The sequence below is a fragment of the Adhaeribacter aerolatus genome, assembly GCF_007991635.1.
GTDB lineage: Bacteria > Bacteroidota > Bacteroidia > Cytophagales > Hymenobacteraceae > Adhaeribacter > Adhaeribacter aerolatus.
Genome location: NZ_BJYS01000017.1, coordinates 1 through 21,852, shown reverse-complemented (window position 1 = coordinate 21,852; position 21,852 = coordinate 1). Strand labels below are relative to the sequence as shown.

The following is a 21,852-nucleotide window of genomic DNA, read 5'->3' as shown; positions in this document are numbered from 1 at the left end:
TTTATACTTTAAACTATAACAAAAAAGACCGCTTCAATAGCGGTCTTTTTTGTTGTAGTTATTTTACTACATTTCAATGGAGCAAAGTAATTATTTATCCTGCTTTTTGTTTTTGTCGGCATATTGTTCGTAGCGTTGGGGATCTTTCTGCCGGTCTTTCTTCCGGCCAATAGCTCCACCTGCAACGGCACCAGCCGCACCTCCTACAATAGCACCACGGGTACCCCCGCGCTTACCTGCTATTACCCGGCCAGCAGTTGCGCCAGTTGCACCTCCAATTACTGCTCCTTTGGCTTTTTTACTCCAGCCTTTCTTTTCGGGCTCCTTTTGTTTCGTATCCTGCGCTTGGGCAGACTGACTGTTTAATAAGAAAAATGCAAAAAGGATAGTTAAATAAATTTGGATATTTTTCATAGTCTTGTTCTTTGTTCAATTAATAATTTCTTCGATTTAAACGAAATCGGTTGTTTTTAGGTTTTGGCTTTCTGTAAACAGGAGCAGAGCTGATATTATTTAGTCCAATCATTTTAAACGAATAATTATATTTTGTTTTTCTTGTAAGCTAAAGTTTTTAAACAAAACTGCTTCGGCTTAGTTAGTTTTTAGGTTTAAAAAAGATTTGTTTATACTTCCGGATTTACTTTAAAAGCTATTAAAAACAATTTCGTCGGGCTACGAATTCAGTTTACCTGCGCAGGAGCCGGTTTCAACGAATAATTTACATCGGCGGGTTTTTAACTTTTATCTTTGAATTAAATAAAAGCCCTGACACCTTTAATAAACACCTTGAGTACAGAAGTTAAAATTTTGGAGTTGGCCATCCGGGAATAGCCGGATGGTTAAAGTCAAGTAAGTAACTTACCAGAAAACTAAAGAGGTTTGTACCCGAATGTAAAGATGGTTTTGAATTTGAAGTTTTACTTCCCGGCTTAATTTTAAAAATAAGTCTTGGTAAAAGCTGGTAATTCGGGTGAGGAAGTTAAGAAGTGTTAAGGTAGGTGATTCTGCAAAAAGATCAGTTTGTGGCAAAAATAAATTGCCTGATGAAAACAGAATTGCTGATTTCTGGTTATCTAAATGAGCCTTACGGCTTAAAAAGATTTTTCATAGTAACAATTTAGTTGGTTAATAACTGAAAAGCCGGCAAAAGCCGGCTTCTCTTTTTATATCTTTTTTTAAATTATTATTTAGCTACGGTTCTCAATTAAGCTATAATCCCGGGCAGATTGACCGGTATAAATCTGGCGGGGCCGACCGATTGGTTCTTTATTCTCGCGCAATTCTTTCCACTGTGCAATCCAACCCGGCATCCGGCCAATCGCAAACATTACCGTAAACATTTCGTTGGGCAAACCAATTGCTTTGTAAATAATTCCGGAATAGAAATCAACGTTGGGGTACAGCTTCCGATCGACAAAATACGAATCTTGTAGGGCGGCTTGTTCCAGTTCTTTTGCAATGTTCAGGGTAGGGTCGTTTACGCCCAGGTTGTTTAAAATATTATCGCAGGCCGCTTTAATAATTTTAGCCCGCGGATCAAAGTTTTTGTAAACGCGGTGTCCGAAGCCCATCAGGCGGAAAGGGTCGTTTTTATCTTTGGCTTTCTCCAGCCATTTCTGCGAATTGCCACCGTCCTGCTTTATTGCCTCCAGCATTTCTATTACTTCCTGGTTAGCTCCGCCATGCAGCGGGCCCCACAACGCATTGATACCCGCCGAAATAGAAGAATACAAGCTGGCGTGTGAAGACCCCACCAACCGCACCGTAGAGGTAGAGCAGTTTTGTTCGTGGTCGGCGTGCAGAATTAGTAATTTATTCAGGGCATCTACCACCACCGGGTTGATTTCGTAATCTTGCTCCGGCGTAGAAAACATCATGTGCAGAAAATTAGAGCAGTAATCCAGGTTTTCTTTTGGTTGAACCAGCGACTCCCCTTTACCGTGTTTGTACACCCAGGCGGCAATCGTAGAAATTTGGGCAATAAGCCGGGTAATATTTAATTCAATCTGTTCCTTCGATTGGTTTGGTTCTACCGATTCGGGGTAGAAAGCCGTGAGCGCACTAACCAGAGCCGATAAGATGCCCATCGGGTGTGCATTAGCGGGAAAACCAGCTAATATTTTTTCCAAACCTTCGGGTAAACGGCTATGCTGGCTGATTTGACTGCTGAAATCATCGAGTTGGGCTTGGCTAGGTAGTTCGCCGTAGATAAGCAGGTATGCTACCTCAACAAAAGAAGATTTTTCTGCCAGTTGTTCAATTGGGTAACCCCGGTAATGTAAAATACCTTCTTCTCCATCCAAAAAAGTAATAGCACTGGTTGTGGCACCGGTATTTTTATAACCTGAATCGAGGGTAACAAAACCAGTTTTAGCACGCAATGATGATATATCTATGGCTTTTTCATTTTCAGTACCTACTATAACAGGCAATTGGATTGACTTGCCCTCAATGATTAGTTCAGCGGTGTCAGACATATTAAGTTGTTAGGGTTAAGATATAATCAGTTTACTCGTCGGAGCGAAATTATGTAAAAATGCAGAAAGATGAAATGAATTCATGATTTAACGGGCATTTAATTTAATATAATTTGTCGTGCTTACAAGGGCACCCTGTAATTAATCCCTCTTCATTCCTTCCATTAACAAGTTGCTTGCTGGTATAGGGTACTAGTAATTGAATAATTGCTATTCTATTAATATAAGTAGAAGCAAGGGGTATCCTGCTTGTTTTACTAGCATATTTCCTGTAAATACATATTGTATGTAAATAAACACTATAAAATCAATGTATGTTTTCAAAAAAAAAGCGTAAAATTTTGAAAACATCTTTAAAATTAAGGCATAATTTTTTTTGATATTATATAAGTTTTGTAAAGAGTTTAGAAATTCTTTAGAAAACCATCTTTATATAACATAATTATTAAATCAGTTAAAAAATATTGTCATTTATCTGAAAAATATGTATATTTATTATTATAGGTATTAATTATAGAGGCAATTTTTACATTTGTAATATAATATTTGATAATTGGTGTTTAAAAAGAGGTCGAACTGTAAATGGTGACTATTAATAGTTAATAGTTAACATAAATCACCAATGCAAAGCCCGGATGTAAAAATTTAACCTATAATAAAAAGCTTTATGAGAAAAAAACCTTTACTTCTTTCCTGCCTGTTGGCTTGTTCAAGCCTTCACTTATTTGCCCAGCACACCGATTCGGTAAGGGTAACCAGTCCTTCTGAAGCAACCATCACACAGCCCGAAATACCGGCTACCGGTGCCTTATCCATTAGTGGCTACGTTGATGCTTATTATTTTAACAACTTTAATAATCCACAATCCGGCGTAAACCGGGGCCGGATTTTTGATTTACCGGCTAATAACTTTGCTTTAGGTTTGGTACAAACCATGATTACCTATACTTATGGCAAATCGAAAGTAGTAGCCGATTTAACTTACGGACCGAACGCCGATTTGGGTAACTTTGGTAACTACCGCAGTTTAAACACTAACCAGGATAATATTACATCCTCGTCGTTTGCGATAAAGCAGGCTTACTTAAGCTATAACTTAACCGATAAACTGGCTTTTACCATTGGCCAGTACGGTACCCATATTGGTTATGAACTGATAGATGCGCCGCTAAACTTTAACTACAGCTTATCTTATTTATTTGGTAACGGCCCCTTTTACCATACGGGGGCAAAGCTGGACTACGCTGTTAATGATAAACTGGGCCTGATGCTGGGTGTCGTGAACGGCTGGGATATGCTCATGGATTTTAATAAACAAAAATCAGTTACCGCCCAGGTGCACCTGACACCCACCGAAGGCTTTCATGTTTACGCTAATTACATTGGCGGTGATGAGCACGATGGTAAATCCTATTTCGGAACCATTAAGGGCTGCAGAACTGATTTGTGGGACATAACTACCTCTTACCAGATAAGTGAAAAAGTGAAGTTTGGCCTTAATGCGGCTTATGGTTCATTTTCTTCCGGGGCAGCCGTAATAGATGAAACCGATCCTTATTCGGATGATGCTTCCTGGAAGGGAGCCGCCGTTTACCTGAACATTGCTGCCTCTGATAAATTTGGCTTGGGATTACGCGCAGAACGTTTCGAAGATCCCCGTGGCGTCCGGTATTTCGGACCCTTTAAAGGCAATGAATTTACTTTAACCGGTGACATAAAACTGGCCGATGGCCACTTTAATCTGAAACCAGAGTTCAGGATTGATACAGCGAAAGATAAATTCTTTGAAGATACCAATGGTAATTTTAGTAAAAAATCGCAGGTAACTTTAGGCGCCGCCTTTGTTTATACCTTCGATTTTTCACCTGGTAAATAAATACTGGAAATAGTTTAAGCAGATCCCTGTTTAAGGCGGAAGTCTAAAACAGGGAGCTTTTTATTTTGCCACTATCCCAAGGCCAACAGGTTTTAAACCTAAACGCATCTGGAAAACGGTGGCAATATTCAGGGCTTTGTTTTTGGCTTCTTCGGCTAGCAGGCCAGTAAAATCCGCATCTACCGTTTGGTTAAATAATTCCAGCCATCGGTCGAAATGCTCGGCACGTAAATTTAAAGTGGTGTGTTTCGGGAATGGAAAACCTTTGTAAACGGCTCGCCCGAAAAGTAAAGTTTCCCAGAAATCATACATATTGGGTAAATGCGCCGGCCAGTTTACTTGTGCCTGCACATTAAAAATGGGGCTGAGCATAGGGTCTTGGTTTACCCGGTCGTAAAAATTATTCACCAGCAGTTCTACTTCGGTCCGGCCCTTTATTTCTGTTTTATTTTCCATTCTGTTGTTTCTTTTACTGCAATGGGCACTTGATAAAAGCTGCTGTTTTAAGCTGGCTTGCACCATTCCAGATAGCTGAACATAATCTTACCCGAACAAATTTCTTATTTACCTTCTTTTTGCTACATGAGCAAAGTCATTTTCAAGGCTGATTTTACTCATCTGTGGGCCGGCTAAGGGTTTGTAATATTGCACTTGCTTAAGGAAATAACCATGCAAGTTACTGCCTCACCCCAAATAAAAGAGCATTGCTACCATTGTGGCGACGAATGCGATACTACCCCGATTTACGCCGATGAAAAAGCTTTTTGCTGTACCGGTTGTAAATCGGTGTATGAATTATTGTATGCGAATAACCTGTGTACCTACTATAACCTCGAAGACGGTGAAAAACCCGGCGTAACCGTAAATGAGGAGGAGGTAGACATAAATAAATTTTCTTACCTCGACGAGGACGTGGTACTGGGCCAGTTGCTGAGTTTTAAAGATGATTCGCTGCATAAAGTACTTTTTCAGATACCTGGTATGCACTGCAGTTCCTGTATCTGGCTCCTCGAAAACTTATTTAAACTGGATGCCGGAATTATTCAGTCGCGGGTAAATTTTCTCCGGAAAGAAATATCTATTTCTTACAACCCGGCTAAAACCAAGTTGAGTGCCGTTGTAACCTTGCTGCACAAAATTGGTTATGCGCCCACCTTAAACCTGGATAATTTATCGAGAAAGAAAAAGAAGAAAGATTATGCTATTTACATCCGGCTGGGTTTAACGGGCTTCTGTTTCGGCAATATTATGCTGTTAAGCTTTCCGGATTATTTTTCGCTGGCCGATGAAGTAAACCGGGAATTTGGCTCTTTTTTCGGGTACCTGAATATTCTCATCAGTTTACCGGTTTTCCTGTACGGCGCGCCGGTATTTTTTAAATCTGCCTGGCAAGGTTTAAAGCAAAAACACATCAACTTAGATGTACCCATTAGCCTGGGTTTACTTTCTTTATTTTTGGTAAGCCTTTACGATATATTTACAGGCCATGGCCCCGGTTTTCTTGATTCGTTTACCGGTCTGGTCTTTTTTATGCTGATTGGCAAATACGTGCAACAGCGCACCTACGACGCCCTGGAGTTTGACCGGGATTATAAGTCTTATTTCCCTATTTCGGTTACTACGCTGGAAAAAGGCGTGGAAAAGATTATTTCGGTAAAAGAACTGGTGCCGGGTAAGCGCATCCGCATCCGGAACCAGGAACTGGTCCCGGCCGATGCTATTTTGTTGAGCGGCCAAGCATTTATCGATTATAGTTTTGTATCCGGCGAATCGGTGCCGGTGCCCAAAGTGGCCGGCGAAATAATATATGCGGGCGGGCGCCAAACGGGCGAAAGTATTCAACTGGAAGTAATTAAAGATGTATCGCAAAGTTACCTGACCCAGCTTTGGAACAATGATATTTTCCGGAAGGAGCGGGGCTACGCCAGCTTTGGTACGTACGCGCACAACGTAGGTAAATATTTTATCACCGTTACTTTGCTCATCGCATTAGGGGCTTTAATTTATTGGGTACCGCGCGATCATGATATGGCTATCAAAGCTTTTACCTCGGTGTTGGTAATTGCCTGCCCTTGCGCCTTGTCGCTATCTACGCCCTTTACTTTATCTAATGTGCTCCGGATATTTGGTAAGCATAAATTCTACCTCAAAAACGGAGAAGTGGCCGAAACGCTGGCCAAAGCCGATACTATTGTGTTCGACAAAACCGGTACCTTAACCGTGAGCAACCAAACTGATTTAAACTACCACGGAGAGCCATTAACCACTGACCAGCAGGCGTTCGTACGTTCGGTATTGCAGCACTCCACGCACCCTTTAAGCCAGCGGGTTTACGAATCTTTAGCAGGTAAAATATGGCCGGTGGTTAATTACAAAGAGCTACCCGGCAAAGGGGTAGAAGGAGAGGTGAACGGAGTATTGGTACGGGTTGGTTCGGTTGCCTACGCGGGTACGCAGCACCAAACAGCTAATCGGTCGAACCGCGAAACCAGCGTTTATGTACAAATCGGCGAAAACCAACCCGGTTATTTTGTATTCGGCAACCATTACCGCGACGGTTTGGCCGACTTAATCCGGGAATTGCGCAAAACTAAAAAGCTGGCGGTATTATCCGGTGATAACGACGCGGAGAAGAGTAACCTGCAGCTATTATTTGGCGAAGATGCTGAATTACACTTCAACCAATCGCCGGCCGATAAATTGACTTATATCGAAAACCTAAAAAAACAGAACCGGCGGGTTATTATGGTAGGCGATGGCCTGAATGATGCGGGGGCTTTAAAGATGAGCGATGCCGGTATTTCGGTAACCGATTCGGTAAACGGATTTTCGCCTGGCTGCGATGCCATTCTGGATTCCGGCAGTTTTACCCGCCTGGCCGATTTCCTGCGCTTTTCGCGAAGGAGCCTGCAGGTAATATTATTCAGCTTTGGCGTATCTTTTATTTACAACATTATTGGTTTAAGCCTGGCCGTAATGGGTAAATTCTCGCCGGTTATTTCGGCTATCCTCATGCCCATTAGTTCTATCAGCGTGGTTCTGGCAGCAATTATCGGAGTACGGGTAGTGGCCTGGCGAATGGGCTTAAACCGAACCGCACAACCAAAATCATCTAAGGAAACTAAAACCGTAATCGCATGACCATTATTTATATATTAATCGCCATTAGCTTAACCGTTGCCATCATCTTTCTGAGTTCTTTTCTGTGGGCGGTAAAGTCGGGTCAGTACGAAGATGATTATACGCCTTCGGTACGGATATTATTTGAGGAAGAAAACGAAGAAAAACCCCGGAAGTCTTAGGAGAGGGACCTCATCCCCCAACCCCTTCTCCTCCGGGCGAAGGGGAGCTCCGGTAATGCTTCATTTAAGGGAAACGCTTTTAACAGAAGGAATAATATTATCTTGTGATATATAAGTGCAGAGAGCATATAGCAGACGCAGTAAATTCCTCTAAAACTGCTTTGGCCTATATTACTGTTATTCGAATACCAGCATTAGTTGTTCCATTCTCTTTAAAAGCTTCATTAAGAGATAAAACAACGGTATTGCAAAAGCTGAAAGACTAATCAAAATCCCTCTCCATTTTCAGGAGAAGGATTTTGGGCGAGGTATCAAATATTCCTTTTTATATTAAACCTTCATAACATTTAACCGGAATGTGGTACCAAACTTCTGAAAAGAAAGCATATTCCGGAAATTTAACCAATCGCGGTATTCCAATCGGGCAGGCGACCGAAACGGTGCAAGGTAGACAGGTGCGATTTCAGGGCCTGCATAAAGGTGGGGTTTACCATGTAAGGAATGCCAAATTCAGCGGCAGTAGCTTTTACAATCCCGGCAATTTGTGGATAATGGACGTGGCAAATGCGCGGAAACAGGTGGTGTTCTATCTGGTAATTAAGGCCCCCCACGTACCATCCAATAAATTTATTATCCGGCGAAAAATTAACAGTGGTATTTAATTGGTGAATCGCCCAATCGTTTTCAATATTGCCTTCGCTGTTGGGTAAGGGATGGCTGGTACCTTCTACGGTGTGGGCCAACTGAAAAACAACGGTTAAAATAATGCCGGCTGTAAAGTGCATCAGAAAGAAACCGGCCAGAACTTCGGCAAAAGGGATGTTGAATACAAAAACCGGCAAACCAAAGATTACTAGAAAGTAAAATATTTTACTGGCCACGATTTTAAGTACCGTAATAACATTCTCTTTTTGCGTCTGCGGATTTACGCCCTTACGGGTAAACTGAATAAACTGAATGGCATCTTTGGCCAGTACCCAATACAAGGTTAGCAGGCCGTAAAAGAAAAAAGCATAAATGTATTGCAACTGGTGATACTTTTTAACCAGGGTATGCGGCGAAAACCGCAGTACCAACCGGTCCTGAATATCTTCGTCAATGTGCGCAATATTGGTGTAGGTGTGGTGTAAAATATTGTGCTGCAGCTTCCAGTTAAAGACCGAGCCACCTACTAAATTCAGGCTGTGGCCCACCAGGTAATTAACAATTTTGTTTTCGGAATAGGCGCCGTGGTTAGCATCGTGCATGATGCTCATGCCAATACCGGCAATTCCCAAACCCATCATAAACCAAAGCAGCAAACTTAAACCTAAACCAGGCTGAAAAGCCAATATTATAACAAAAGGCACCAGATACGTCAGCAGCAAAACAACTGTTTTTAAAACCATGCTGCCGTTAGCATATTTCGATATTTGTTGATCGGCAAAATACTGATCTACTCTTTTTTTGAGGGTGGGGTAAAAGTTACTTTTATTAGGATTGGTGAACTTTACGCGTCTGGTGGTTTGCATAAATAAAGAATAGATGAAAAGGAAAAAACAAATATACTGGTACAAAAGGGAACGGCGCGGTTCAGGTATAAGAATAATCCTTTAAACAGAACGCTTCCCAAAGCTAACTAAATATTACGGATAAATACGTAATAGTTAAACAATTGTACGTAGTTAACCATCCCGGGTCTATATCAGTTCAAGGTTTGGAGAATAAAGCGACGAAGCATATCCAGCGTTTCAAAAGGATATTTTTCCTTTAGGTCTGAGTATAATACTTAAAATATTTAGTTCTGCACCAATAGGCTTTCCATTCTGCAATATTTAAATAATTCTTTAAAGTTATTAATCAGAACTGCTGCAGTACTATATTCTTGGGTTCGGGGGAAAAACAATACTGGTGAGTCGCCGATTCAAATGCCATAAAAGACGAAAATAAAGACTTAGAATAGACCCTTTTTACACAAGATATTATTTTGAAATATATTTGCCTAATAGTTTCTTTGTCTTAAATTTTATCAATTAAAATTACGGGTTATTATAAAAATTAAAGTTTATTCAATCATTTAATAAAAAAATAATATCAGTTTACGGTTACTTTTTTCGCTTACTCGTATTAAGCAAGGAACAACATTAAACATTATGAATAAATTTGAAAATTTAACCCCTGCATTAACCGAAGTAGAAGAAATTAGAAAGCTGCGGCAGCAATTAGCCGAATTTAATCCGGCGGAAGGAAGCCTGGAAGTAATATTTAAATTAACCGACGGAAAAAATGTACGGGTGCCAATTACAAGCAAAGTAAAAATGCGTTTAATTTCCAAAGAAATCCGGAATTACTTGGCCGAAGAACAATTATTACGACAATGCCAAGAAGATTAACTGATATGAGGTTTAAACTGCTATTATCCGGATCTAAATAAAGAGGGCTCTTACGCAAGAGCCCTCTTTATTTTTATACTTAATTTTAGGTTTACTACGCTTACGACTAAGCCCTAATACCTAAACATGATAAATATCAACTTTCAGGTTGATGCTAGTCGTCGGAGAGTAGATTGGGTTAGCCTAATTTTACCATAGAAAATTAACCCCTGCGCCCAACTAATAGCTGAATACCATGAAAAATATATTAGTAATCACCGATTTATCTCAGGAAGCCTTACCGGTGCTGCAATTTGCCAACAAGTTGGCGGCTAAAGCCGATGCCGAAATTGTGCTGTTGCATTGTTTGCAATCCGAAACCTTAACGGCTACCACCGAGAACCGGGCTTTGTCGCGGTTACGGAGTTTTGCCGGCCGGTTGCAGCAGCAATACCCCAAAGTAAATGCCACGGTGGTATACAACGAATGCGTGGTGAGGTCGGGCTCTTTGGTAAGTTCGGTGCAGGATTTGGTACAGGATTACCACATAAATTTGATCTTGATGCCTACGCCTTATGGCGCAGACGAACCCGAAAATGCGCATTTTTTCCAGGCTTTTCTGGAACGGGTAAACTGTCCGGTTTTGCTGGTGCCGCCACAGGGAGAATTTAAAAATTATTCGCGTATCAGTTATGCCTCCGATTTTACAAAACTGGATATGGGCATTCTGAAAAAAATAATTTCTTTTGCCCGGCTATTTAATGCCGACCTGGATTTGGTGCATGTTTACCAAAAAACACAGCGGCCGTACCTGGCCCAATACAAAAAGGCTTTAAACCAGTTGTGCGTGGAGGTAACATACGATAAAATACATTTTTTTCTGCTCGAAGAAGATGATAAACTGGAAGGCATCAATGATTTTGCCGAACAGCGGGAGGCCGATTTACTCGTTATTGCCACCCCCGACGCAAACCTGGTAAATCGCCTGTGCAGCCAAAAATATTTAAAAACCGATGCCTACCACCGGCATATTCCAACCATTATTTATCCGGAGAGCAACGGCATTATTTGTTCGGCCCATTGCCCGGTTTGCACCATTGAAAAACAACGTAAGCCTAACATGGAGTTAGTGGCTATATAAATTAAAAGATAAAGTTTAGTAATTTGGGTAAAAGCGGCGTAATGATTACGCCGCTTTTATTTTTACCGGGTAGCATTTTTTAGAAAGAAACTACAGAATAATTTTGCTTAAATATTAAATTGATAATCAGGTATTAAGATTAAACCATTTAAAAAACACTCTAATTAGAAAGTAGCAGTGAATTTACTTTCTGGGTTATCCAGCTTAGTGCTTTTGCGGTTGCCTTTTACCGTTATGTGTACCATATTGGTTTGGGTGTCGTGTTCGGCAAAAAGCACATCGTTTAAAACCTGAATTTGTTTAATACGGCTTACCTGGGGCACTTCCAGGTAGCACCAGGCAGCATCCTGTTCTATTTCGTAGCCTAAATAGGTAAGCGTTACCGGCTTGCCGTTTATTTGCAGTTGCAGGTGCTTTTGCAAATATTCCCGTAGGAGAGGGTCGATGCGGTTTTTCTCGGCTGGTTTTAAAATATCCAACCGAGTTTTAAATTGTTTCTCCAGCACCGTTTCTAAATCATCAAAAAAGATGCGGGTACTTATTTCCAGGCTTTTAGTTTTATCGTTGTGGTTCACCTCTGTTACGCTCACATAAAATGGGTGCAGGAAAGCGAACAGGTTTATTAAAAAGAGGTGCAGCATCTGATTTATATTTTTTAAAGAACGCCAAAAAAACTAATTTTGTGCCAAATTAAGCAAAAGTTCGCGTTGCACGATTTTCCTTTATATTTTCAGTTGGGGCTTACGCATATTCTGGATTGGCAGGGTTACGATCACATCTTGTTTGTGATGGCCCTCTGCGGGGTTTACGCGTGGCAGGACTGGCGGAAACTACTGATTTTAGTAACCGCATTTACCATCGGCCATTCCCTTACGCTGGCACTAAGCGTCTTCAACCTCATTCCGGTTTCGGTTTCGCTCATCGAGTTTTTAATTCCGATTACCATTGTCATTACCAGCCTGGTTAATATTCTGCGGAAAAACCAAAACCAGAGTAGCTGGCTGTTTACCTATTTGCTTACGCTCCTGTTTGGATTAATTCATGGTATGGGCTTTTCTAATTATTTGCGGAGCTTATTGGGCAACGAAATATTGGGGCCATTATTAGCTTTTAACGTGGGCCTGGAGGTGGGGCAGCTAGCCATTGTGGTGGTTACTTTAACGCTTTCTTATTTTATCCTGAACTGGTTTCGGGCTTCCCGCCGCGAATGGAATTTGTTTTTATCATCGGCCATTTTCGGGATTGCCTTTACCATGTCTGTTGAGCGCTTCAGCGCTTTATTTTTTAACCGCTAAATTTTTCATGAACAAACGATTTTATTCGCTTTTACTTTTATTAGGCCTGGGTACGGCCGCTAGCGCCCAACACCAGAATAACCCCGGCGCGAACCACGGCAATAAATTTGAGCAACTGGGCACCATGATGCACGACCCCAATATGTACCGGTCGGCTTCCGGAGCGCCTGGCCCTAAATATTGGCAGCAACGCGCCGACTACGAAATAGATGTAGAACTCGACGATGCAAAACAACGCATCACTGGTTCCGAAACTGTAACTTACTTTAATAATTCGCCTGACCCGCTTACCTATATCTGGTTGCAACTCGACGAAAACGAGCACGATCCCAAAAGTGCCAATCAGAAAATTGACGAGAGCCAGATGAAGGAAAAAATGTCGGCCAGGGATTTGCGGAATATTATGGGACATGGGCAGGATTTGGGCATTAAAATTAAAAAAGTAACCGATGCCGCCGGTAAACCGCTTAAATTTACCATTAACCAAACCATGATGCGGGTAGAAATGCCCAATACCCTGAAGCCCGGCGAGCGGTTCCGGTTTAAGGTAGATTGGTTTTACAACATACCCGACCGGATGACAGTGGGTGGCCGAGGCGGGCTGGAATATTTTGCCGAAGACGGAAATTACTTGTATACCATTACCCAATGGTATCCGCGCTTAGCAGTTTATTCTGATTTCCAGGGTTGGCAGAACAAGCAGTTTATCGGCAGCGGCGAATTTGCTTTAACCTTCGGTAATTTTAAAGTAAATATTACGGCTCCGGCCGACCATGTAATCGGAGCCACCGGCGAGTGCCAGAACTACAGCCAGCTTTTAACTTCGGCGCAATTAAAACGGTGGAACCAGGCCCAAACCGCTAAAGCCCCCATCGAAATTGTTACGTTGGCCGAAGCCCGGCAAGCCATGAAAGCCAAAGCCCCGAAAAAGAAAACCTGGACTTACGTAGCCCAAAATGTACGGGATTTTGCTTTTGTATCGAGTCGCCGTTTGGTCTGGGATGCCATGGCAACAACCATCGAAGGCAAAAAAGTGATGGCTATGTCGTACTACGGCCCCGAAGCCTACCCGCTCTACAACCGTTATTCTACCAAAGTAGTCGCCCATACTTTACAGTCTTACTCCAAACACAGCATTCCGTATCCGTACCCGGTGGCTATTTCGGTGGAAGCTAACAACGGCATGGAGTACCCGATGATTTGCTTTAACTACGGCCGCGCCGAAAAAGATGGCACTTATTCTGAGGCTACCAAATACGGCATGATTGGCGTAATCATCCACGAAGTGGGTCATAATTTCTTTCCGATGATTGTAAACTCCGACGAGCGCCAGTGGACCTGGATGGACGAAGGCCTGAACACCTTTCTGCAGTTTTTAGCGGAGTTGGAATGGGATGTGAATTACCCGACACAGCGGGGGCCAGCCCACAAAATTGTAGATTACATGAAACTGCCGAAAGACCAGCTGGAGCCCATCATGACCAACTCCGAAAATATTATCCGGTTCGGGCCGAATGCTTATGCCAAGCCGGCCACGGCCCTGAATATTTTGCGTGAAACCGTAATGGGCCGCGAGTTGTTCGATTATGCTTTTAAAGAATATTCCCGCCGCTGGGCCTTTAAGCACCCTACGCCGGCCGATTTCTTCCGCACCATGGAGGATGCTTCGGCAGTTGACCTGGATTGGTTCTGGCGCGGCTGGTTTTACGGCACCGACCCGGTAGATATTGCCATAGCTGGGATGCGCTATTTCCGGATGGATACAAAAAACCCGACGGTAGAAAATGTAGTAGTTAAAAAAAATACCGAGCAGGATGCCCGTCATATCAGCCAGGAACGCAACCGGGTAGCCGGCATTAAAACGGCAGTAGAGCAGGATACGAGTTTGCTGGACTTCTATAATAAATGGGACCGATTCGCCGTAACGGCTTCATCCCAAGCCGAATTCCAGCAGTTTTACAGCTCGCTTTCTAAAGAGCAGCAGGCTTTTTATAACGCAAAATCTTACTTCTACGAGCTGCAATTCCAAAATATTGGCGGTTTGGTAATGCCAATTATTCTGGAGTGGACTTATGCTGATGGCACAACCGAAACAGAGAAAATACCGGCTTATATCTGGCGCAAAAATGAAAACCAGGTTACCAAGGTATTTGCCAAAGGCAAAGAAGTTAAGAGCGTAAAACTGGACCCTTACCGCGAAACGGCGGATATTGACGAAAGTAATAATGCCTGGCCCCGCCAGCATGTACCATCTAAATTCGAATTATTTAAAGAACAGCAATTACCACGCGGTTCTTCCGGGGGCCAGAATCCGATGCAGCAGCACCGGCAAAGCCAACCAAACCGCGATGCCGGCACCAATTAAAAGACAGCTCTAAATAGCCGTTATTTAAAAAAGCAGCGTTTATTCGAATAAATGCTGCTTTTTTGTCTTCTTGCCCTTAAAATACTGAGCAGTTTGGCCTTACCAGAAAGTTTGGTGGTTTAGTTTCGGCTGACCGGTGTAGGGGTGGATTGGTAAGGCCAGCACGGGCACTTGCGCCTCCAACGCCAATTGCCGGCTAACACTTTTATGAAAAAAGTCTTCCAGAAAATTACGATCCTGCATAGCTATGGCTAAAATCTGGATATCGTTTTGCTCAGCAAATAATTGCAAGCCTTTTACCACATCGTTTTCTCTTATCTGATTTATGTGCAGGTTACTTTCGGGAAATTCTTTTTGAATGTAGTACAACACCTGGTCATCAGTAACGGTTTTTAACTGTCGCTCGCTTTTAATATTTACCACGTAAACTTCCGCTTGCAGCGGTTCAGATATTTGAAAGAGTTGATGTAAAAAGAACCTTTCATCTGACTGAAAATCTGCCGCGTATCCAATTCGTTTTATCTGTCCGTAAGCGGTTTTCGGTGGGATAACCAGCACGGGACAAACAGCGGTTTTAATAAAGGCGGCTGTGTTGGTGCCAATTAATTTTCCTAAAAAATTAGTAGTGCCCCGGGTACCCATCACTACTAAATCAACCTGGTTATTTTTTATTTCCTGGTTCAGTACCAAGCTTAAACTACCTGTCCGGTACAGCGTTTCGATGGGTTGGTTTAATAAATATTCGGCTTGTATTTGCTGCGCCTGTTCTTCCAGTTTTAGCTTACAACCCGATATGGTGGTTGGGTCCGGATCCATTACCAAGGTACTTTCGGCAATAGCTACCTGGTTCGTTTCGGTGTGGAGCAGAATTAAGCAGGCACCGGATTCTTTAGCCAGGCAGGCCGCATAATTTGCCGCCGTAACGGCATTCTCCGAAAAATCAGTAGGAACAAGAATTTTTTTCATTTTTCTTGATTTAAGTGCGGGCATAGCCGCCCGGTTAAACCTATTTTTATACGCATATTACTTACTATTTGCTAAAACCGCAATTTTCCATCCGGCTGGCATATTCTAGGATGGCTGTAAGCGGTGAATAGCCTTTCGGTTTCTGCTGCCTTTATGCCAGGTTGTGCTTGGTTCAAAATTGCGCCTTTTAATTTTCATCTGAAATAATTTTCATCAGCTTTCCGGGTGATTATAATCAAAAAAGATGCGCCTTTACCTAATTGAGTTGTAAGATAAGTGCCTTAGTGTTACAACATACCCAATTTAGTTTTAATACCAAAGTAGCTATTCGCAACTGAATAATATTTTGCTGCCCGGAATTTTCTCTTACTTTTAAGGGCGATTAACCAACAGCTATAATATTACCCTTAATGACTGCCCTCAGAATTTTTTTGACCTGTCTATTATTGAATATATCTTTATCGGGGTGGGCACAGCGCCCGGTCTGGTCAAAGGAGCAAGCGAATGCCTGGTATGCAAAGCAACCCTGGCTGTTGGGCTGCAACTACACCCCCTTTAATGCCATTAACCAACTCGAAATGTGGCAGGCAGAAACCTTTGATTTAACTACCATTGATAAAGAGTTAGCCTTAGCCGAAAGTTTAGGATTTAATACCCTACGGGTTTTTCTGCACGACCAACTGTGGGTGCAGGATGCGGAAGGGTTTAAGAATCGCATTGGACAGTTTCTGAATATTGCCCAGAAGCATAAAATCCGGCCCATGCTGGTGCTTTTTGATTCCTGCTGGGATCCGTTTCCGCAACTCGGCAAACAACACGAACCTGTGCAAGGGCTTCATAATTCCGGTTGGGTGCAGGGGCCGGGGGCTGATGTGCTGAAAGATCCGGCCAAGCAAGCCTATCTGGAAGGATACGTAAAAGGCATTGTATCTCATTTTAAAAATGATGACCGCATTTTGGTCTGGGATGTCTGGAACGAGCCGGACAACACCAATAATTCCAGCTATAAAACCTTTGAACCCACCAACAAGGTAGAATTGGTAACCAGGTTGCTGCCGCAGGTATTTGCCTGGACTTTCAGTGCCGAACCTTCGCAACCCGTAACCTGCGGCATCTGGCATGGCGACTGTTCTTCGCCCGAGAAATTAAACCCGCTGCAAAAAATAATGGTTGAAAATTCCGATATTATTTCTTTTCATAATTACGACGATGCCCAGGAATTTGAAAAACGGGTAAAATGGCTGCAGGTATTCGGACGTCCCCTGTTATGCACTGAGTACATGTCCCGAGGTAACAAAAGCACTTTTCAGGGTTCTTTATCAGTAGCCAAAAAATACAAGGTGGCCGCTTACAACTGGGGTTTTGTCGCCGGTAAAACCAATACCATTTATCCCTGGGATTCGTGGCAGAAGCCGTACCCTACAGAGCCGGAATTGTGGTTTCATGATATTTACCGGCCTGGCGGCGACCCTTACCGGGCTGAGGAAGTAGCACTTATCCGGGAACTGACTCAGGCAAATGCAAAAAATGATAAAAACCAAAGAGCGCCGCTACAAACCCGGACTAAGAAAAGACAGAAAGCCGCTGCGCAACACTAATACAACATTTATATTAATTTAATTAATATTATAGAGAATAGTGATGGAAGGCACCTCATCCCCCAACCCCTTCTCCTTAAGGCGAAGGGGAGCTCCGGTAATGCTTCATTTAAGGGAAACACTTTTATGAGTAGGAGAAATGGTATAGTTTAATGTATCATATTAAAGCATATAGCAGATTCAGGAAATTCCATTAGAACTACAATATGATTTATTATTGCTATCAAAATACCAGAATTAGTTATTCAAACCGCTGTATAAACTTCCTGAAGAAATAAACAAGGTTATTACAATAGCTGTAAAACTATTCAAAGTCCCTCTCCTGGAGGAGAGGGATTTAGGGTGAGGTCCTCGCCTGACAACACTTACTAAATTCCGAAAATATTTACCAAGTTTTTCATTATGACGCCCAAAACAAACTTCGAAAAATTAAAAATTATTTTACCGCCTGCTCCCAAACCCCTGGGTGTGTACAAACCCCTGCTGCTGGACGGTAAATATTGTTACGTATCGGGGCATGGCACCGTACAAACCGATGGTAGCCTGATTATAGGTCGGATAGGGCAGGACCTTACCCCGGAAGAAGGTAAACTGGCGGCTCGCCAGGTGGGCTTGGCTATTCTGGCTACGCTTAAAAGTAATTTAGGGACTTTAAACCGGGTAAAACGGGTAATTAAAGTTTTGGGCATGGTAAACTGTGTGCCGGAATTCCAAAAGCATCCTTTTATTATTAATGGTTGTAGCGAATTATTTGCTGAAATTTGGGGGGAAGAAAACGGGATTGGCGTACGCAGTGCCGTAGGCATGGGCTCGTTGCCGGACAATATTCCCGTAGAGGTTGAGGCGCTTTTTGAGTTAATTTAAAATCAATCTTTACCTTATGTTTGGTTCTGAGCCCGAATGGTTTACCATTAAAAATATTGCCAAAATAGATACGCCGGCTCTGGTGGTTTATCCCGAGCGGGTAAAAGAAAATATCCGGCTGCTGAAAAGTATGGTGGCTGGTGTGGAGTGGTTGCGGCCACACGTTAAAACCCATAAAATGGCCGAAGTTAGCCAATTGTTGCTGGCGGCAGGTATTACCAAATTTAAGTGCGCCACCATTGCCGAAGCGGAAATGCTGGGAATGGCCGGTGCTCCCGATGTGCTATTAGCCTACCAGCCGGTGGGCCCCAAAATAAAAAGGTTGCGGCTACTAACTGAAACTTACCCGGACACGCAATACAGTTGTTTAATAGATAATGCTCATTCGGCTGCGGAAATTGGCGGAATATTCGACGAAGCCGGCCGGGAGCTACCAGTTTTTGTTGATTTAAATGTGGGCATGAACCGGACCGGCATTAAACCGGGACCGGAAGCTTTAGGCCTTTACCTCGCATGCCAGGAAATAGACGGCGTTAAGCCCATTGGGCTACACGCCTATGACGGCCACTTGCGCGATACCGATTTTGCCGAAAGGAAAAGAAAAAGCGATGTGGCATTTGCGCCCGTAGCGGCTCTAGCTGCTGAAATAACCGGGAAAGGCTTACCCAACCCCATTTTGGTGGTGGGCGGTTCCCCTACTTTTCCGGTGCATGCCTTGCGTTCTGGCGTGGAATGCAGCCCCGGAACCTTTATTTTCTGGGATTGGGGCTACAGCCAAGCGCTGCCGGAACAAAATTTTAGTTTTGCCGCCCTGGTCCTGACGCGGGTAATATCTAAACCCAATAATGAAACCTTGTGCCTCGACCTGGGGCATAAATCCGTAGCCGCCGAAAATCCATTTCCGCGGGTAATATTTTTAAATGCTCCGGATGTGCAGGCCATCAGCCAAAGCGAAGAACATTTGGTGGTAAAAGTAAATCCGGGAAATAATTATCAGGTAGGTGATGTATTTTACGGCGTTCCCATTCATATTTGTCCAACCTGCGCGCTTTACGAACAGGCGTATGTAGCCGAAGCCGGCGAGGTTAAAACCACCTGGAAAGTAGTGTCCCGCAATCGTTTTATTACCGTTTAACAAAGCTTATGTTTAGTATAGATGCTCATTTGGATTTGGCCATGAACGCCATGGAATGGAACCGGGATTTACGACAATCAGTACACCAAATTCGGGAAAGAGAGGCGGGTAAAACCGATTTACCGGACCGGGGAAAAGGTACGGTGGCTTTTCCGGAGTTACGACAAGGAAATATTGGCCTGGTAGTCGCTACCCAAATTGCCCGTTTTGTGGCTCCCGATAACCCGCTGCCCGGCTGGCATTCGCCGGAGCAAGCCTGGGCGCAAACGCAAGCCCAGTTGGCCTGGTACCGGGCCATGGAAGAAGCCGGCGAACTGGTGCAGATTAAAGACCTGCCGGGCTTAGAAAATCACCTCCACTTGTGGCAGCAGGATGGTGCGGCCGAAACGAAGCCAATCGGTTATATTTTAAGTCTGGAGGGTGCCGATTCTATTTTAACCCCGGCGCATTTGGAGCGGGCTTATGCCCAGGGTTTGCGCGCGGTGGGCTTAGCACACTACGGAACGGGCCGTTACGCCAACGGCACCGATGCCACCGGCGGTTTAGGTCCGCAGGGCAAGGATTTATTAAAAGAAATGGAACGGTTAAATATTATTCTGGATGCTACCCACCTCTGCGACGATAGTTTCTGGGAAGCACTGGACCATTTTAACGGCTCAGTGTGGGCCAGCCACAATAATTGCCGGGCGCTGGTAAATCACAACCGCCAATTCTCCGAAGAACAATTGCGCGAACTGATAAACCGGGGCGCGGTAATAGGTTGTGTAATGGATGCCTGGATGGTAGTACCAGGTTGGGAAAGAGGCAAATCTACGCCCGAAGAGATGAACTGCAACCTGGATAAGGTACTGGATCACCTCGATTATATTTGCCAGTTAGCCGGCAATGCCCTGCACGTGGGTATTGGTTCGGACCTGGATGGCGCATTCGGGAAAGAACAAAGCCCCTATGACCTCGAAACTATTGCAGATTTACAGCGGATTCCGGTTTTACTTGCCCAGCGCGGCTATTCCGATGCTGATATTCAAAACATCATGCATGGTAACTGGCTACGATTTCTGAGGCGGGCCTGGGGTGCGGCGGTGTAGTTGCAGACTCCTTGAAAATATTAAAAGCCAAACAATTTTTAGCTGGAACCTGTACGACTTGGCGTTAAAGTCATCGTATTTTTCTTTGCGCTGGCCTTAGTAGAGTTGGGTATATTCACCTATTTGTTATGGCCACTAAGTTCATTTTAGCCTTACTGCTTTTCAGAGGTAGATATATTAAATTGAAATTCGTAAATTTATATTGGGTAGTAGGGAGTCAAAGTTTTAAAGGTTTTTCTATGAATAAGCTGGCCGGCACTTGCTTGATGTGGTTAATGGCAGTCAATTTTGTCTGGGCCCAGCAGCCGGCGGGTACTACCGGAACTGCCCGCCAAAATAACAATCTGGTGCAGGCAGCACAAGTGTTTTTACAGTCCTTAACGCCCGGGCAACAGCAGCAAGCGGTTTTTGAATTTTCGGATGAAGAGCGGTTTAACTGGCATTTTGTGCCGCGGGAACGAAAAGGGTTACCTTTGAAAGAGATGGATGTCCGGCAACGGGAACTGGCCATGGCGCTGCTGCAGAAAACTTTGAGTGAGCAGGGCTACGGCAAAGCCAAGGCTATCATGGAACTGGAAGTAATCTTAAAAGCCCTGGAAAACAGGCCTCCCGATGATACCTACCGCGATCCCGATAAATATTATTTCTCTATATTCGGAAATCCTACCGCCCAGGATCCTTGGGGCTGGCGCGTGGAAGGACATCATCTCTCCTTAAACTTTTCTTCAATAACGGGCCAGGTAATTTCTCAAACTCCTGCCTTTATGGGAGCCAATCCGGCCATTGTTCCGGACGGCCCGGCAAAAGGCAAACAAATATTAAAGCAGGAAGCAGCGCTGGGGTTTACATTATTGCATTCTTTTTCGGCCGAACAACTTAAAACAGTTGTAATTGCCGAGAAGGCCCCAAACGAAATTGTTACCGGTAACGCCCGCAAGGCCATGCTCGAAAAGCCGGTTGGCTTGCGTTACCCTCAAATGACGCCTGCCCAGCAAAAAATATTCAGCCAGTTGCTTCAACTTTATTTGAATAATTATCAGCAGGATTTGGCCAGGGCCTTGCGGCAAAAAGTAGAGAAAGCCGGTATGGATAACATGTATTTTGCCTGGGCCGGCAGTCCGGAGCCGGGCGCCGGTAAGCCACATTATTACCGCATTCATAGTCCGGTAATATTGATAGAGTACGATAACTCCCAGAACAACGCCAACCACGTCCACACAGTAATCAGAGATCTTACCAATGATTTCGGCGAAGATGCACTTAAAGTACACTACCAAAAGCATCTGCATAAGAAGTGACATTATTTAAAATAAGGTCCTCATAATCAAATAAAATGAGATATTAAAATTAATTGGGCGGAGACTCTATACGGGTGAGTTTGATATTTATTTTTG

At 43.5% G+C, this 21,852-nt stretch carries 18 protein-coding genes; 12 read left to right on the top strand and 6 right to left on the bottom strand.

Annotation, left to right across the window (positions count from 1 at the left end; translation table 11 throughout):
• Positions 1–90: 90 nt before the first annotated feature.
• Both AAE02nite_RS12070 and AAE02nite_RS12065 read right to left on the bottom strand, forming a co-directional pair.
• On the bottom strand, positions 91–414 hold the full coding sequence (locus AAE02nite_RS12070; protein ID WP_146897995.1) for a YMGG-like glycine zipper-containing protein: 324 nt from the start codon (positions 412–414) through the stop codon (positions 91–93).
• 773 nt (positions 415–1,187) lie between these two features.
• A complete protein-coding gene (locus AAE02nite_RS12065) occupies positions 1,188–2,477 on the bottom strand; it encodes a citrate synthase (RefSeq protein ID WP_146897994.1) in 1,290 nt (429 codons plus the stop codon).
• Positions 2,478–3,144: 667 nt separating this feature from the next.
• On the opposite strand from AAE02nite_RS12065, the gene AAE02nite_RS12060 reads away from it, so the two are divergent.
• A complete protein-coding gene (locus tag AAE02nite_RS12060) occupies positions 3,145–4,353 on the top strand; it encodes a porin (RefSeq protein WP_146897993.1) in 1,209 nt (402 codons plus the stop codon).
• 60 nt (positions 4,354–4,413) lie between these two features.
• Here the strand turns inward: AAE02nite_RS12060 and AAE02nite_RS12055 are convergent, their stop codons facing one another.
• Positions 4,414–4,809 (bottom strand): group III truncated hemoglobin, encoded by a 396-nt coding sequence (locus AAE02nite_RS12055; protein WP_146897992.1) that lies wholly within the window; start codon positions 4,807–4,809, stop codon positions 4,414–4,416.
• A 213-nt stretch (positions 4,810–5,022) separates the two neighbouring features.
• Between AAE02nite_RS12055 and AAE02nite_RS12050 the strand changes: the two genes are divergently transcribed.
• Both AAE02nite_RS12050 and ccoS read left to right on the top strand, forming a co-directional pair.
• The gene (locus AAE02nite_RS12050) at positions 5,023–7,494 is read left to right on the top strand and encodes a heavy metal translocating P-type ATPase (protein ID WP_146897991.1); all 2,472 of its coding nucleotides are present in this window, start codon (positions 5,023–5,025) and stop codon (positions 7,492–7,494) included.
• The gene (ccoS, locus tag AAE02nite_RS12045; RefSeq protein ID WP_146897990.1) at positions 7,491–7,655 is read left to right on the top strand and encodes a cbb3-type cytochrome oxidase assembly protein CcoS; all 165 of its coding nucleotides are present in this window, start codon (positions 7,491–7,493) and stop codon (positions 7,653–7,655) included. The genes AAE02nite_RS12050 and ccoS overlap by 4 nt, the downstream gene beginning before the upstream one ends.
• A 398-nt stretch (positions 7,656–8,053) precedes the next feature.
• Here the strand turns inward: ccoS and AAE02nite_RS12040 are convergent, their stop codons facing one another.
• Complete coding sequence (locus tag AAE02nite_RS12040) at positions 8,054–9,166, bottom strand: fatty acid desaturase family protein (RefSeq protein ID WP_146897989.1); 1,113 nt, start codon at positions 9,164–9,166, stop codon at positions 8,054–8,056.
• Between the two features lie 621 nt (positions 9,167–9,787).
• On the opposite strand from AAE02nite_RS12040, the gene AAE02nite_RS12035 reads away from it, so the two are divergent.
• Both AAE02nite_RS12035 and AAE02nite_RS12030 read left to right on the top strand, forming a co-directional pair.
• The gene (locus tag AAE02nite_RS12035; RefSeq protein ID WP_146897988.1) at positions 9,788–10,027 is read left to right on the top strand and encodes a hypothetical protein; all 240 of its coding nucleotides are present in this window, start codon (positions 9,788–9,790) and stop codon (positions 10,025–10,027) included.
• A gap of 235 nt (positions 10,028–10,262) precedes the next feature.
• On the top strand, positions 10,263–11,147 hold the full coding sequence (locus AAE02nite_RS12030; RefSeq protein WP_146897987.1) for a universal stress protein: 885 nt from the start codon (positions 10,263–10,265) through the stop codon (positions 11,145–11,147).
• A 164-nt stretch (positions 11,148–11,311) separates the two neighbouring features.
• Here AAE02nite_RS12030 and AAE02nite_RS12025 read toward each other — a convergent pair whose 3' ends face one another.
• A complete protein-coding gene (locus tag AAE02nite_RS12025; protein ID WP_146897986.1) occupies positions 11,312–11,788 on the bottom strand; it encodes a DUF6702 family protein in 477 nt (158 codons plus the stop codon).
• 39 nt (positions 11,789–11,827) lie between these two features.
• Here AAE02nite_RS12025 and AAE02nite_RS12020 point away from each other — a divergent pair, with 39 nt between their 5' ends.
• Together AAE02nite_RS12020 and AAE02nite_RS12015 are read left to right on the top strand one after the other, a co-directional pair.
• Entirely contained in the window at positions 11,828–12,442 is a 615-nt protein-coding gene (locus AAE02nite_RS12020) for a HupE/UreJ family protein (protein ID WP_307725535.1), read from the top strand.
• Positions 12,443–12,449: 7 nt separating this feature from the next.
• Entirely contained in the window at positions 12,450–14,807 is a 2,358-nt protein-coding gene (locus AAE02nite_RS12015; protein WP_146897985.1) for a M1 family metallopeptidase, read from the top strand.
• Positions 14,808–14,906: 99 nt separating this feature from the next.
• Here the strand turns inward: AAE02nite_RS12015 and AAE02nite_RS12010 are convergent, their stop codons facing one another.
• Positions 14,907–15,773, bottom strand: a complete 867-nt coding sequence (locus AAE02nite_RS12010) for a universal stress protein (protein WP_170252590.1) — start codon at positions 15,771–15,773, stop codon at positions 14,907–14,909.
• Positions 15,774–16,219: 446 nt separating this feature from the next.
• Here AAE02nite_RS12010 and AAE02nite_RS12005 point away from each other — a divergent pair, with 446 nt between their 5' ends.
• From AAE02nite_RS12005 to AAE02nite_RS11985, 5 genes are all read left to right on the top strand, one after another.
• On the top strand, positions 16,220–17,371 hold the full coding sequence (locus tag AAE02nite_RS12005) for a cellulase family glycosylhydrolase (RefSeq protein WP_246150994.1): 1,152 nt from the start codon (positions 16,220–16,222) through the stop codon (positions 17,369–17,371).
• Positions 17,372–17,773: 402 nt separating this feature from the next.
• Positions 17,774–18,235 (top strand): RidA family protein, encoded by a 462-nt coding sequence (locus AAE02nite_RS12000; RefSeq protein WP_218033487.1) that lies wholly within the window; start codon positions 17,774–17,776, stop codon positions 18,233–18,235.
• Positions 18,236–18,251: 16 nt separating this feature from the next.
• On the top strand, positions 18,252–19,370 hold the full coding sequence (locus AAE02nite_RS11995; protein ID WP_146897981.1) for a D-TA family PLP-dependent enzyme: 1,119 nt from the start codon (positions 18,252–18,254) through the stop codon (positions 19,368–19,370).
• 8 nt (positions 19,371–19,378) lie between these two features.
• On the top strand, positions 19,379–20,458 hold the full coding sequence (locus tag AAE02nite_RS11990; RefSeq protein WP_146897980.1) for a dipeptidase: 1,080 nt from the start codon (positions 19,379–19,381) through the stop codon (positions 20,456–20,458).
• A 239-nt stretch (positions 20,459–20,697) separates the two neighbouring features.
• Entirely contained in the window at positions 20,698–21,756 is a 1,059-nt protein-coding gene (locus AAE02nite_RS11985) for a DUF3500 domain-containing protein (protein WP_246150993.1), read from the top strand.
• Positions 21,757–21,852: the final 96 nt, after the last annotated feature.